Source organism: Limnoraphis robusta CS-951, from assembly GCF_000972705.2.
Map to the genome: position 1 here is coordinate 36,151 of NZ_LATL02000279.1, position 14,113 is coordinate 50,263.

General features: G+C 42.7%; 11 protein-coding genes and 1 pseudogene. 4 read left to right on the forward strand and 8 right to left on the reverse strand.

The window, feature by feature from the left end:
* Window positions 1-298 precede the first annotated feature (298 nt).
* Window positions 299-2,836: a glycogen/starch/alpha-glucan phosphorylase gene (locus tag WN50_RS23710; protein ID WP_046281123.1), complete on the forward strand. Its 2,538-nt coding sequence runs from the start codon at window positions 299-301 to the stop codon at window positions 2,834-2,836.
* A gap of 571 nt (window positions 2,837-3,407) precedes the next feature.
* Here the strand turns inward: WN50_RS23710 and WN50_RS23715 are convergent.
* The 7 genes from WN50_RS23715 to WN50_RS23745 form a co-directional block, all read right to left on the reverse strand.
* Window positions 3,408-4,034 carry a hypothetical protein gene (locus WN50_RS23715; RefSeq protein ID WP_046281124.1) on the reverse strand — a complete coding sequence of 209 codons (627 nt, stop codon included), beginning with the start codon at window positions 4,032-4,034 and terminating at the stop codon, window positions 3,408-3,410.
* Between the two features lie 113 nt (window positions 4,035-4,147).
* Window positions 4,148-5,557 (reverse strand): S-layer homology domain-containing protein, encoded by a 1,410-nt coding sequence (locus WN50_RS31135; RefSeq protein ID WP_053221590.1) that lies wholly within the window; start codon window positions 5,555-5,557, stop codon window positions 4,148-4,150.
* Between the two features lie 126 nt (window positions 5,558-5,683).
* Window positions 5,684-7,021: a carboxyl-terminal processing protease CtpB gene (gene ctpB / locus WN50_RS23725; protein ID WP_046281125.1), complete on the reverse strand. Its 1,338-nt coding sequence runs from the start codon at window positions 7,019-7,021 to the stop codon at window positions 5,684-5,686.
* An 897-nt stretch (window positions 7,022-7,918) separates the two neighbouring features.
* Window positions 7,919-8,515 carry a cyclin-dependent kinase inhibitor 3 family protein gene (locus tag WN50_RS23730; RefSeq protein WP_046281126.1) on the reverse strand — a complete coding sequence of 199 codons (597 nt, stop codon included), beginning with the start codon at window positions 8,513-8,515 and terminating at the stop codon, window positions 7,919-7,921.
* A gap of 86 nt (window positions 8,516-8,601) precedes the next feature.
* A complete protein-coding gene (locus WN50_RS23735) occupies window positions 8,602-9,663 on the reverse strand; it encodes a GUN4 domain-containing protein (protein WP_049560970.1) in 1,062 nt (353 codons plus the stop codon).
* Between the two features lie 535 nt (window positions 9,664-10,198).
* Window positions 10,199-10,777: a DUF3124 domain-containing protein gene (locus WN50_RS23740; protein WP_046281127.1), complete on the reverse strand. Its 579-nt coding sequence runs from the start codon at window positions 10,775-10,777 to the stop codon at window positions 10,199-10,201.
* Between the two features lie 34 nt (window positions 10,778-10,811).
* Window positions 10,812-12,041: a potassium/proton antiporter gene (locus WN50_RS23745; protein WP_046281128.1), complete on the reverse strand. Its 1,230-nt coding sequence runs from the start codon at window positions 12,039-12,041 to the stop codon at window positions 10,812-10,814.
* Between the two features lie 120 nt (window positions 12,042-12,161).
* On the opposite strand from WN50_RS23745, the gene bchM reads away from it, so the two are divergent.
* The 3 genes from bchM (at window position 12,162) to WN50_RS23760 (ending at window position 13,983) form a co-directional block, all read left to right on the forward strand.
* Complete coding sequence (gene bchM / locus WN50_RS23750; protein WP_046281129.1) at window positions 12,162-12,851, forward strand: magnesium protoporphyrin IX methyltransferase; 690 nt, start codon at window positions 12,162-12,164, stop codon at window positions 12,849-12,851.
* Between the two features lie 107 nt (window positions 12,852-12,958).
* Window positions 12,959-13,375 carry a hypothetical protein gene (locus WN50_RS23755; protein ID WP_046281130.1) on the forward strand — a complete coding sequence of 139 codons (417 nt, stop codon included), beginning with the start codon at window positions 12,959-12,961 and terminating at the stop codon, window positions 13,373-13,375.
* A gap of 29 nt (window positions 13,376-13,404) precedes the next feature.
* Window positions 13,405-13,983, forward strand: coding sequence for a Uma2 family endonuclease (locus WN50_RS23760; RefSeq protein ID WP_046281131.1), 579 nt, complete (start codon window positions 13,405-13,407; stop codon window positions 13,981-13,983).
* Between the two features lie 39 nt (window positions 13,984-14,022).
* Here the strand turns inward: WN50_RS23760 and WN50_RS36565 are convergent.
* Window positions 14,023-14,113: pseudogene (locus WN50_RS36565) on the reverse strand (Uma2 family endonuclease); the annotation flags it as partial.

Below are 14,113 nucleotides of genomic sequence, written 5' to 3' on the forward strand. Positions count from 1 at the left end.
TACCTCTACTGTGATAGGAGAAATCCTGTCTCAGCAAGTCGAGTCGTAGAATGAAGAATCCCCGCCTTTTAAGGCGTGGGAGTGTCAATCTATCTAGACAAACAGGATACAATAGACCCGAAAGTTAACATTCTGGGTCTTCAAATCCAAAAAATTTATCGATAGTCTTCATCGGAAGCAGGGGCGCTGTCAAGACAGGCTGGAAGCGATTGCTACAGAGATAGCTAAACTCAGCCTGATATGATTTCTGCAACCGAAACATTGTCCGAACCCAACAGGCCGATTGAAAGGAGAATCTATGACTCAATCCCTCCCAACCGTAAATGAATGTCCGATTCAAATTGAGGACGACCGCACTGGAATGAGTGTGGACACGCTCAAGCGGGCCTTTGCGGATAATCTTTTCTATTTGCAAGGGAAGTATGAGTCCTTTGCCACCCCCGATGACTTTTACATGGCGCTCGCCTACACATTGCGCGATCGCTTACTCAACCGTTGGCTGAAAACCTTTAAAACCTATGTAGAAAACAACGTTAAGGTTGTCTACTATCTCTCGGCTGAGTTTTTGATGGGGCGTCATCTTGGCAACAGTCTGATCAACCTACACGTCTATGAAAAAATCCGTCAGGCGGTTGAAGAGTCTGGCTTAAACTTAGACGAACTGTTAGAACGAGAACCTGACCCCGGTTTAGGGAATGGAGGCTTAGGACGTTTAGCTGCTTGTTTCCTCGACTCTTTGGCTACCTTAGAAATTCCGGCTGTTGGTTGTGGCTTACGCTATGAGTTTGGGATTTTCCACCAAATGATTCAGGATGGTTGGCAAGCTGAAATTCCTGATAAATGGCTGCGTTTTGGCAACCCTTGGGAAATTGCCCGTCCGGATCAGGCCGTCGAGGTGAAATTTGGCGGTCATACGGAAATGTACCATGATGATAAGGGTCAGTATCGGGTGCGTTGGATTCCCTCAACGACTGCCATTGGTATTCCCTACGATACGCCTGTTCCCGGATATGACACCAATACCGTTAACCCCTTGCGGTTGTGGCGGGCAGAAGCGAGTGATGATTTCAACTTTGATGCGTTTAACGCCGGGAACTATGATGGGGCGGTTGCGGAAAAAATGCGATCGGAAACCATTTCTAAGGTTCTCTACCCCAACGACAACACGCCTCAAGGCAAGCAACTGAGACTCGAGCAGCAATTTTTCTTTGTGTCTTGTACCTTACAAGATATTATTCGCATTCACCTGATGCGTCATAAGAGTCTGCACAATCTCTATGAAACAACGGCGATTCAGCTTAATGATACTCATCCGGCGGTGGCGATCGCTGAAATGATGCGACTGTTGTTGGATGAACATGGCTTTGACTGGGATGATGCTTGGCGGATTACCCAAACCACTTTTGCCTACACGAACCATACTCTAATGCCAGAGGCGCTAGAAAAATGGTCTGTGACGTTGTTTGGCTATCTCCTGCCTCGCCATCTGGAAATCATCTATGAAATTAATCGTCGTTTTCTCGAAGATGTTAAGCTCTGGTATCCTGGTGATGAAGGGATGTTAGCCCGTTTATCACTCATTCAAGAAGGCCCAGAACAATATGTCCGCATGGCAAATTTAGCCTGTGTGGGATCTCACGCAATTAATGGTGTGGCAGCACTGCACACAGAACTGTTAAAACAAGATACGCTGCGAGATTTCTACAAGATTTGGCCTGAGAAGTTCTTCAATAAAACAAACGGTGTTACTCCTCGTCGCTGGGTGTTATTGAGCAATCCTAAACTGTCTGAGCTTTATACCTCTAAAATTGGTAAGGGTTGGCTCAAGGATCTCGATCAACTTCGCAAGATTGAAGCTTACATTGAAGATGCCGGATTCCGTGAACAATGGCATCAGATTAAGTTAGAAAACAAACAGAAACTCGCTGATTACATCTGGAAACACAATGGCATTGCGGTTGATCCCAATTCCATGTTTGATGTGCAGGTGAAGCGGATTCACGAATACAAACGCCAGCATTTGTGTGTACTGCACATTATCACGCTGTACAACCGGATTAAGCAAAATCCTAACATTGAGGTGACTCCCCGGACTTTCATTTTTGGAGGGAAGGCGGCACCGGGATATTTCATGGCGAAACTGATGATTAAACTCATCAATGCCGTCGCTGAAGTTGTTAACAATGATCCGGATGTACGCGGACGGCTGAAGGTGGTTTTCTTAGCGAATTTTAATGCTTCTCTGGGTCAGAAAATCTATCCGGCTGCGGATTTGTCCGAACAAATTTCAACGGCGGGTAAAGAAGCTTCTGGTACGGGTAACATGAAGTTTGCTATGAATGGCGCGATGACGATTGGTACCCTTGATGGTGCAAATATTGAAATCCGTGAAGAAGCTGGAGAAGAGAATTTCTTCTTGTTTGGTTTAACGGCTGATCAAGTCTACAAAGTTAAAGCTGCGGGTTATAATCCCTCGGAATACTACAGCAAGAATGCTGAGTTAAAAGCCGTGATGGATCGCCTAACATCGGGATTTTTCTCTCATGGGGATAAGGAATTGTTTAAACCCATGACTGATTCTTTCATGCACCATGATCCTTATATGCTGTTTGCTGATTATCAGTCTTACATTGATTGTCAAGAACGAGCCAGCAAAGTATTCCAGGATCGTGATGCTTGGACTCGAATGGCAATTTTGAATGCCGTTCGTATGGGTAAGTTTTCTAGCGATCGCACGATCAAAGAGTATTGTGAACAGATCTGGAATGTTAAACCTGTTCCCATTCAACTGGAAGAATACAATCAAGATTCTGCGGTTTTAAAGGTCGCTAAGTAATCTCTCCGCATCTTTTGTTTATTGATCGAGCGTAAAACCCCGTCCCAAGAGTGGGCGGGGATGTAAGCGAGCGAGAGTCTCTGGTACAATACGAATACCTATCACCAGACTAGACATTTCTTGACTGCAACTTGGTATGTTGGAGAATAGGAAAAAGTGGTTTGTCCGTGACGATAGAAGTGGTCAAAGACCAGCCCCGATGAGTGTGAGGGATGCCCCAGGAGTGGGAAGAACAGAAACTTCTTCTCTCTACTGCTAGTCAGACGGAGAGACTTTCTTACGGTCAATTACCCGTATGCGACAGATCCGAAGTGGTCTAGTTGTAAGCCACATCCCCTTGTGGGTGGGGCATTTGACTCTGTAGAATTGACTTTCCCCTGTTAACAAAAGCAGGGGATTTTTTTGGGAAGGGAGTTGACAGACAGGGGCGACTCCTGGTATACTTTAAAGAGTACCTTAAACAATTGGATGTTTAAAAAAATATTTTTTTCGCAAATATCCGATTATACTAAAAATAATACCACAGGCTCCGAAAAAGTCAAGAGGGTAGACTAAAAATAGGCTGACCGAGTTACTGGGGATTAAAATTTCTAAATTCTCGAAATTGCAATCCTTCTGATAGGATTTGTACCTGACAACTTAAGGGAATTTGATCAAAATTACAAATATAGAAAGCCAGTAAATCCCCCTGACGATTACAAACCCGCAAATTATAACCATAGCGTCTTGTTACGGAGGCAAATCGACTGACAAATACATATTGTCCCATGTATTTTTCTCGATTCCAGTTAATCCGATTGACAACAAGAGTGACTAAATTATTAACATACAAATCCGGCTGAAGCTGTGTAATTTTGGGTTCAACAAACCAAGTTTCTAGAATGGGATATTGTTCTGTTTCATCGGAAAGTTGTTCAGCGTTAAGTTGAAGATCTATGTCTGATTCCACCGGCTGAGTTGGAGTCGGTAAAGTAGAATATCCATAGAGTTCTTGTGCTAACCATAAACTGGGGATACTGGGTTCAGTTTGAGATAAGGGCGGCGAGGGTAAGACTTCCATCTCCCAGAAACAGGGTTTAGGAGTTTTACTGATCACAAGGTTTTCTGTTTGCGATCGCACAGGTTGAACGATAGAGGTTAAACTCCAAAACACAGTGAATATTAATTTTAGGAATGGATATCGCGGTTGAGAGTGCATAGAGATTTTAGGGCTATTCAATCAAAAAAAACTTCCCTACAATTCCGTTCAATAACGTAAAATCAGGGAAAGTTTAAAGTTGTCAAATAAAGGGTTTAAAATTGTAGACTCCCTCACTTATTCGGCTTGACAATATAATCGGATGAAATCGGTTCAGCTTTGCCGGATTCAACTAAAGCTTGATAAATCATAGCTGAGACTTCCGCCCGAGTTGCAGGTTGATTGGGATTGAGAGTATTTTGTTCGGGATGATTAACGACTAATCCCGCTTCTGTGGCGGCGGCGATTTTCTCAACCGCCCATTTGGGAATTTGATCGGCATCCTGGTAAACTTTTAAAGTTTCTTCAGGATTTCTCGGGGGTTTGAGATCCAACCCACTGACTAAAGCGACTAAAACCTGAACGCGAGGTACGACTTCATTGGGAAGAAAGATCTCACCGGGATAACCTTTCATAAAGCCCGTTTGAGTGACATCAACAATCGCCTGTTGCGCCCAGTTGTCTGGCTTTACATCTTTATAATTGAGTTGAGCGGATTGATCTTTTTGAGGAATAAAGGCATTTTCGAGTTGAGCGGCGAGTTCTGCCCGAGTGATCGGTTTATCAGGTTGAAACGTACCATCTTTGTAGGGAACGATAATCTGATTTTCAGTCGTATACTCAATAAACTCTTTAGCCCAGAACTCGGACGGTACATCAGAAAGCACGAAGAATGGTACTGGTGTAGGAATTTCAGCTTTGCTTTGAGGGCTAGCTTTTGTATCAGGTTGAGCGGCTTGTTGTTGGCTTTGAGGACTAGCTGCTGTTTGCGGTTGAGCGGCTTGTTGTTGGCTTTGAGGACTAGCTGCTGTTTGCGGTTGAGCGGCTTGTTGTTGGCTTTGAGGGCTAGCTGCTGTTTGCGGTTGAGCGGCTTGTTGTTGGCTTTGAGGGCTAGCTGCTGTTTGCGGTTGAGGGGCTTGTTGTTGGCTTTGAGGGCTAGCTTCTGTTTGCGGTTGAGGGGCTTGTTGTTGGCTTTGAGGACTAGCTGCTGTTTGCGGTTGAGTCGTCGTTGACTCTTGAGTGGGAATAGGTACAATAGTCGTCTGTGAACCCGGATTTTCCTGAGACTCAGACGCATCAGGCGGTGTGAAGAAAAAGGGAGTAATCATCCACCAAGCCGGACTGACATCTGTTGAGCGAGAAGGGCTTTCTGGAGTCGGAGCAGGCGAGAAGGATTGAAATACATTTCCCGAAGAGGTAGCAGGTACAGAGACTGGCTGTGGACTTGCTTGTTGTTGCCGATGCTGCAAGAGAGAGTTTTCTAAAACTTGGGATAAATTAAATTGGTCTGAGACACTCGATTGAGGAGTGGGCAGAATAGCAGGTGAAGTGAACTTTTGCCTGTAGGCTTTAGCGTCTTTACCCAACACCCAAAATAAAATACCGCCCATCGCTAAAAGTGCGATTAAAACGGCAATCCACTCATCGTTATTGCGAGATGAAGCTTGGGGTGAGGATGAATTTGGAGGCAATGAATTTGACATAAAACACATTGATTCACACAACATCACCCTCAAGATTAGCCGCTATTTTCCTCTGTGGCAATTCATCTCCAGAGAGACCAGAGAGCTAGGGCAAATGGCGATGCCTAAATTTGCCCACAAAAGCTTTTATTTAGGATTCTCGCGTTCACTAATCGCCAGAGGTCGTGAAGCGGCTTCAGTCGCTAGAATGTTGATGGCGCGAGCATAGTAAGGATCTCCTTGAGTCCCAATTAATTGAGGATCGCTAGCGAGTTGCTTTTTCTGATCGTCGGTCAGCTCTAGTTTAACGTCGGGTGTGACTCCTTTTTTGCTAATGTCGGTGCCATTGGGCGTGTAGTAATGGGCAATTGTTACCGCTAAACCGGAACCATCAGATAAGGAAAACACCGATTGTACTAAAGCTTTGCCAAAGGTTTGATCGCCCATAATCACGGCTCGCTGATTGTCTTTCATGGCTCCGGCGAGGATTTCGCTGGCACTGGCGGAGTTTCCATCAACGAGAACAACGGTGGGTAAAGTGGTGATTGCGGTGCGGTTGGCTCGGATTTCTTGGGTTTCGCCATCGCGATCAACAGTGCTGACAATCATGCCATCATCCATCCACATTCGGGCAATTTCAATACTACTGCGGAGCAAACCTCCGGGATTCCCGCGTAAATCGAGGACGAAGGCTTCTGCTTGTTTTTCGACCAACTCTTCCATCGCTTCTTTCATCTGTTCGGCGGCGTGGGAGTTGAACTCGCGCAACTGAATATATCCAACTTTTCGCTCTCCTTCGGTATTGAGGCGATAGTAGACGGCTTCGAGTTCAATCCTCGCGCGAGTGAGGGTGACATTGAACTCTTCTTGGCCTGCGCGTTTAATTCGCACTTCAACTTGAGTTCCGACATTACCCCGAATTTTTTCGGCGGCATTATCAACGCTCATCCCTTGGGTTGAGATGCCATCAATCTCTAGAATTTGATCTCCTGCTTGAATTCCGGCGGCTTGGGCGGGAGAATTTTTAATGGGAGAAACAACAACGATGCTTTTCGTTTTCTCATCGAGTGAAAGCTGCATTCCCACACCAGACAGTTCTCCGGCGGTTTGACTGGTCAACCGCTCATACTGTTTCGGGTCCATGAAACGGGTGTAGGGATCATTAAGCTGTTCAAGAGCTTGACGTAAGGCGCGATAAGCTTCTTCACGGGATGAATATTCTTTGCTTAATAGCTCTTGTCGAATGGCTTTCCAGTTTTTGCGGTTGAAGCTGGGATCGACATACTCTCGATAGACAATTTGCCATGCTTCATCTAGAACTGCTTTGGGGCTGTTTTTCAGGCTCGCGTGGACTGCATTGCTCAATCCCGGAACCGCTATTGTCGAGATGGCTGCAATTACCATCAGGCGTTGAGCTTTACTACGGATTGCCCCACTTAGGAGGCGATTGCAAAATGAAGAAAAGCTTCCTGCGTTGTCGTTCATCTAGTCTTCCTCTGGCTTGATTCCCTACACTGGGATGAAAATAGGAGATTGGGGATTTTCTCCCCGTTTATATCGTAATTTTAGAGATGATCTCCGCCTGTTTGACCATTTAACAGTGGGAGTCAGCAGGTTATTAGCAGTGAACCATCAATGGATGTATCACAGAGGGGATCTGCAACTGTTGCTTGCTCAATCTTAGATGATCACTCAAGAATGAGTAAGAATTCGATGAGTTCCCAGGCTTTTGGATACTCCTGACTCGTCCACCATTCAAATTTTCTCCTGCTTTATCGGGAATGTAGACAATCTTTATACTCGTTCTAGCGGAATAATCCGAGTTGGATCTGACTCGTTATCGATGTCATGCTCCTGTACTACTATTAGTGTAGCTAGACTTTTGCTCAATTGGAAATGTCTTAATGTTAACATTTTTACAAAATGAGTCTAAAACTTTCCTTAAAGCTTTCCGGATCTTCAGAAATTGACTCGGTTGAGTCCAATTGTCGGGTTGAGGGATAGAGCGATCGCTGTCGGGGTTTCCTCACCGATATCAAGAGTGAAATATTTTCCGATGCCCTGGTTACACTTTATCGAAAGTAGCCCGTTTTAGCAAATTCAGGTCGAGCAACGACTCTAACCTTTTGCTTTCGGGAGAAAATTAAACGATGTTCCGATGAGGGTTTGGGGCTGATGGGGTTGCTTAAGTCGGATGTTTCCCTCAATCTTGTAGGAGCAAATTTTCGATTTTCATTGCAATCCTATAGGAGATTAATCAGAATTTTAATCTTCACCGTTTTGTCGTTTGTTTGGCAATCTAATTGAATTAGATCGATCAGTAATTTTTTCAAGAAGCTGAAGATTTTGAGGGTGGAATAATCCACCCCTAGATGGTTAAATTTAATTGGAGTGATAATTTCCAGACAAAATTGGCAGGTGAGTTTTCCAAGCCTGAGAAAATTCTGAGATATAATCTTCTTGCTCTTGGGTTTCAATGGTGTACTGTCGAGTTTCTCTGACGATCGCGATCGCTTTTTCGGGGGAATAGGCCACCGCAACTAAACAGCAAGCGGCGACAAGTCCGCTACGTCCTAACCCTCCCATACAATGAATAACAACGGTTTTATCCTGTTTAGCATTCAGCAATATTTGTTGAACTAAAAGAATCAGTTCATCCATAGAAGTGGGAACACTCATATCTTTAATCGGAAACCACCTGGTTTGTATCCCTCTAGCTTGGGCTTCGGAGATCAGATTGGGAATTTGTACCGCTTCAAACTCGTGGGATTCGATTAGAGAGACTAACACATCAGTTTGATAGTCATGTCGCAAGCGATCGAGATCTTGATACAAATTCCGATTCCACATAAAGTGCATTCCTTGATGCTGTTTTCCGGGTGCAAATGTCAAGCCGACTTTTCCTGGAAATGGAACTTGGTCGGCGGGTAAGAAATCCACCGTAATGGGATCGTTTTGAGAGGTTCTAACGCAGTTCATCTTCAGGCCACCAAAGTTGACAATGGACTGTTTCTCCCTGATTGTAACGAAGTTTTAAATTCTGGGCTAGTTAGAATTAGATAGAATTAGAGTTCACAGATTTCTACCCGTGAAAACAGAAAGTTTCGGGCTTGGATTTCCTGAGAGGTCAGGGGTAAGGAATTGGGGGAGATGAGTTGATAACTGGGTTGTTTTTCCATTCCTGCTTCGAGTCTTTCTAAGCGAGGAAGATGACCTTTGGGAGCATCCAGAGAAAAGGTGAGTTGATCATAAGGTTTCCAGCTTTCTTTTCCATTGTTTCCGGTTTCGATCCATCGCACTAAATCATTAAAATGAATATAGGCATCGGGATCGTATTTTCTAAGATGATCTTCTGTTAACTTGTTTCCGGTTTCTTTATAAATTTCTTTCTGAACAGTCAAACCAAATTGTCCCCCAGAGTATCGAGTCCAGAGTTGATCAAGGGTTTCTAAATAGGAACAGGGGAAGTTTTGGATGGATTCACTGTCTAAGTATCCTTCTGCTTTGCGATTGGTGACTTTTAGCATGACATCATAGGTCTTGAGATCGGCTTCTTTCCATTTTCTTTCTTGCAGCATTTTTTCTAAATCTTTAATCTCTTTTGGCTTACGAATACAGGTTCTTTCTGGTGTTAAAAGATTTATTTCAATTGAGGCGGGTTCATTGTTAATATTCACAAGTTCTAGGTTTCCCACCCCATCATTAATAATTTTATCAATTTGTTTTTTAACGATTTCAAAGCGGTCATCTTTATCTCCTGCTTTTTCTTCCGGTGGTGCGGGAATCAGGAGTTGGTCGCCTTCTAGTATTGCGTTCTCACAGAGCGAATTTTGCAAAGCATAGAGCTTAAAGTTGTCAGGGTTTACTGTAATATTAAGTTCTTCTACATAACCTTTAAATTGATGTTTGTTATTAAAATAATCATCCGAAAATCCCAATAATTCCTGATAAAATTCAACAATATCTTTGTTGTTTGAACCTAAATAGTTGAATAGATTAACGTGGGTAAGCGTTCCATAAACTGTTGCAATTGATCCCAAAAAAATACCTGAAACCAAAACGGGAACAGGTCGAAATATCTGCCCAAATATTGTTTCTGTTTTTTCAGTGGAGTTCGTATTTTTCATATTAAAGTTAGGGTAGATGCAATCACATCAAGACTGAGAACACAACTCCTCAAATGAGAACCGCCAACTCAGATTGATACAGGTTGAACAGAGATTGATTCCTACCCAGAAAATATACGGGCTTGTCTGGAGCATTAACATCATCCCTTGATGATCGCTTGGAGTCTGTCAAAGTGCTTTTTGCTCTCAACTTGATTGTCAGCTAATGCGAGAAATCACGGGTTGTGATCAATCAAGATTTAAGTTTACCTCAATTTTACTGAGATCAATCAACTTTGACTGTGCTACCAATTGATATTTTTACTGAGCTACGGTTAAATTTTAACATTTTTATTATACAAAGCTAACATGATGATGATGATGCTTTCCCTAACAGGGAATCACTGGGCTAGTATTTATGTTTGCTTGGCTTTCTCTCCCCCCTGATTCCCGAGTCCCTATTTCTCTGGCTAGTTGTAAATATCACAAGTTGAGTCTCAGCTTGATCCTGTTTTTCCGGGAGGGTTAAGATTAACAAAATCTGAGGGAATGCCGATTATTTTGGTGTTGTTTTAATGACTCGACTAGGACTGGTAAATGCAATCCCTTGGGTTCCTGATGTTCCAATTGATACCGCTTCAATCATCGGTTCTGAGACGTTTTTTTCGGCTATCCATTCAACGATAAAGTTAGCTCCAGCTCCTCCGGTGGAGTTGCTTTGCTCGACAAAAAAATCGGTGCTAGCGAGAGGAGAGAGTCGAATGGCTTGATCTAAATAAGATTGAACTAATTTTCCTTCAGTATTATAATAATTTACGGTTTTAATGATAATAGAATGATCAAGGTCAGTATTTCTAACACTCAAGGTTGTTGCTAAGTTGTAAACTCGGCGAGTATTCATGTAATAAATGTGAGAGTAAACGGGAACATAAATCGTTTGTCCGGCGATAATTTTTAGGGTTTCGAGATTAACGGTTTCCGTCGTTGAAACTGGATTCACTTGCAGATAGGTTTCTTGCGGGTTTGCTGTTGAATTTGTGGAAGACTGACTGACAGTATGACGAGTACAACTGGTTAGAGAAATCACGGTAGCAGAGGTAATCAAAAGACTGATCAAAAAATGAGCATTTAACATTGACTTAAATCCTATTTTAAAGTGTCATCGATCATTAAATCGAAGGAGATTCAACTAAACCCAGTCTTCGAGCCACTGGAGCTAAAGATAAGCCTTGAATGAGGGCAGAAGTCAGAACAATAAAAAACACGATATTAAAAAGTTTATCGGCTTCTGAAAGACCTACCATGAGTGGAAAAGTTGCTAAAACAATTGGTACAGAACCTCGAAGTCCGACCCAAGAAATAAACAATTTCTCCGAAAAACTCACTTGACTAAAAGCCAAACAAATGAAGACACTAACCGGACGAGCAACAAACATCAAAAATAAACTGATGACGATAGCAACTCCAGCAATCGATAACAATTGAGAGGGAAAAACCAGTAATCCCAATGTCAAAAACATGGTAATTTGCATCAGCCATGACAAACTATCGTAAAAACTGAATAAACTGTTGCTATGGATGAGACGCGGGTGATTTCCTATGACGATACCCGCAATATAAACGGCTAAAAAGCCATTTGCTCCTAAAACTGTAGTGACGCCAAAGGTGAGTAGAGTCCAGGCTAAAATAGCAAGGGGATAGAGTCCGGGGGAAACCAAATTAATCCGATTCATCCCTAAAAGAACAAGTTTTCCCATTCCATATCCGAATGCAATTCCTGCCAAAATTTGCCAAAATAATGAGAGTCCTAAACTGATCAAGGAGCCTTCAGATGTACTGAGAAGTCTGACGAACTCAGTGGTTAATAAAACGGCTATTGGATCATTACTTCCAGATTCAAGTTCGAGTAGAGGTTGCAAATCACCTTTGAGACCTAAATTACTCGAACGCAACACAGAAAAAACAGCCGCCGCATCTGTAGAAGAAATAATCGCACCGAGTAACAACCCTTCTGTCCAAGTAATTCCCTGTGAGCCTATATTAAAGCTAGAAAAGGAACCCAAAATAAACCAAGCAAAGGAACCTAAAAGCAACATGGTGATAGCCACCCCAAGAGTAGAAAGGGTTAAGCCTTTGATGAGAACGGGTTGAATGCTTTTCCAGTTGGTATCGAGTCCCCCTGCAAATAAAATCAAAGTGAGTGCAAAGTCTCCGATTAATTTGGCGATCAGAGGATTTTCAAATTGAATCCCTCCGAGTCCTTCCGAACCTGCAATCATTCCCAACAACAAAAATAAAAGCAATGCTGGAACACCGAGTTTATTGGCGGCTTTGCTGGCTAAGATGCTTGCTAACAGCAATATAGCAATACTGATGAATAGGAACTCAACCTTAATCATTACTCCAAATTATCCTATAAAGTTAAAGCTACCCAAAATTCATCGCTGAAAATTTAGTCTCATCGTACCGGATAATGATAGGTTTAACAGTTGGACTCTAATTAACAGCAAACCAAATTTATGAGCGTTGCAGACGATAAGACGGTTGTTCGAGAATATTTTAACTCTACAGGCTTTGATCGCTGGAGACGAATCTACGGCGATGGGGAAGTGAACAAGGTTCAACTCGATATCCGTAATGGACATCAACAAACCATCGATCGCGTGCTAAACTGGCTGAAAGCAGATGACAATCTCTCGGGTCTGTCGATTTGCGATGCGGGGTGTGGTGTGGGGAGTTTGAGCATTCCTCTGGCTGAGGCGGGTGCGATTGTCACTGCTAGCGATATCTCTGAAAAAATGGTTTCGGAAGCTCGAGAACGAGCTACGGCAACTTTAGGTGATCGCGCTAGCAATGTCAAGTTTAGCACTCAGGATTTAGAAGCTTTAGAGGGTCGATATCATACTGTGATTTGTCTGGATGTGTTGATTCACTATCCTGATGATAAAATGGCGGATATGATTGCTCATTTGGCGTCGCTCGCGGAGTCTCGTTTGATTTTGAGTTTTGCACCGAAAACCTTCGCTTTGACTATCCTCAAAAAAATCGGTGAATTTTTCCCAGGGCCAAGTAAAACGACTCGTGCTTATCAACATCGAGAGGCAGATATTGTTAAAATTTTTGAAAATAATGGCTTCAGCGTAGCTCGTCAAGAAATGACTAGCACTCGCTTTTATTTCTCTCGTTTGTTAGAGGCGGTTCGGCGTTAAAATTCAAGGATTTTCAGTCAACCGCTATCGGCAATAAACACCTAAGCTATACTGTTGAGCGATGTTTAATTGCAAGCTGATTGCTAACATCATGTTAAGGGAAAGTCATGCAGTTGATTAAGTTGATCACTGCAAGTTTATTGATTCCTATTGGGCTGTTTTGTTTGCTGACTATTGCAACTGGACTGATTAACCCGGATGCTTCGGTTCATAGCAAAATCAGCATCGCAATCGGTGGGTTAATTTTGGGTTTACCCGCGTTAGGAATTGGCGGTTGGCTGTTGTGGGATAGTTCTTATCAATCTCGTCAGAAGATAGAAAATCGCTCCCGTCGGATTCATTCTATCTTCTTTCATTTACTGGTACAAAATCAGGGCAAAATAACGCCCAGTGATCTTGTAAGGTTTACTCATTTATCTCCCCAAGAAGCTGAGAAGTTTATTCTGAGTAAAGCGATAGAACTTCAGGGGACTTGGGAGAAAACGCCAGAGGGAGAAACGATCTACTATTTTGAGTTAAAATAACTGTTTTCCTCGTATTTATATCTTAAATTATGGTACAAACTCCAACACAATCTCTGACTCTTGAGGGGTTTCTCAAACTCCCAGAAACCAAGCCAGCTAGCGAATATATTAACGGTAAAATCATTCAAAAACCTATGGCTCAAGGAAAACATAGCGCAATTCAGGGAGAATTGGTTACAGTCATTAATACAGTTGTTAAGCCTCAACGCATTGGTTGGGCTTTTCCCGAATTACGATGTACGTTTGGTGGACGTTCAATTGTTCCTGATGTTGCTGTGTTTACTTGGAGTCGCATTCCTTTAGATGAAAATGGTGATATTGCGAATAGTTTTCCGACTCATCCTGACTGGACAATTGAAATTCTTTCTCCCGATCAAAACCAAACAAAAGTCATCAGTAATATTTTACATTGTCTGGATGCAGGTTGTCTGATGGGTTGGTTAATTGATCCGGCTGAAAAGTCTGTATTTGTTTATCCTATGGGTGAACAACCGATGGTTTTACAAACACCCGAACAAGTTCTTCCAACTCCTGAATTCATCTCAGATTTTAACTTAAAACTTTCAGAACTATTTAATTGGCTGAAACCGGGAACTCTTTTTCCGTAATTGCCGACTCCGTTTAAGCAAAACTATTGTATATTAAAAGGTAAGGATTTCAATTGTCCAGTCAGGATGAGTCGGAAAACTATTCGCAATATCACCATTTTCATCTAAAGGAATGCGACTCCAAGTAAAC

Bases quoted from the DNA above. Each gene is read 5' to 3' on its own strand.
- WN50_RS23710 (WP_046281123.1), top strand. From the start codon at position 299: ATGACTCAATCCCTCCCAACCGTAAATGAATGTCCGATTCAAATTGAG.
- WN50_RS23715 (WP_046281124.1), bottom strand. From the start codon at position 4,034: ATGCACTCTCAACCGCGATATCCATTCCTAAAATTAATATTCACTGTG.
- WN50_RS31135 (WP_053221590.1), bottom strand. From the start codon at position 5,557: ATGTCAAATTCATTGCCTCCAAATTCATCCTCACCCCAAGCTTCATCT.
- ctpB (WP_046281125.1), bottom strand. From the start codon at position 7,021: ATGAACGACAACGCAGGAAGCTTTTCTTCATTTTGCAATCGCCTCCTA.
- WN50_RS23730 (WP_046281126.1), bottom strand. From the start codon at position 8,515: ATGAACTGCGTTAGAACCTCTCAAAACGATCCCATTACGGTGGATTTC.
- WN50_RS23735 (WP_049560970.1), bottom strand. From the start codon at position 9,663: ATGAAAAATACGAACTCCACTGAAAAAACAGAAACAATATTTGGGCAG.
- WN50_RS23740 (WP_046281127.1), bottom strand. From the start codon at position 10,777: ATGTTAAATGCTCATTTTTTGATCAGTCTTTTGATTACCTCTGCTACC.
- WN50_RS23745 (WP_046281128.1), bottom strand. From the start codon at position 12,041: ATGATTAAGGTTGAGTTCCTATTCATCAGTATTGCTATATTGCTGTTA.
- bchM (WP_046281129.1), top strand. From the start codon at position 12,162: ATGAGCGTTGCAGACGATAAGACGGTTGTTCGAGAATATTTTAACTCT.
- WN50_RS23755 (WP_046281130.1), top strand. From the start codon at position 12,959: ATGCAGTTGATTAAGTTGATCACTGCAAGTTTATTGATTCCTATTGGG.
- WN50_RS23760 (WP_046281131.1), top strand. From the start codon at position 13,405: ATGGTACAAACTCCAACACAATCTCTGACTCTTGAGGGGTTTCTCAAA.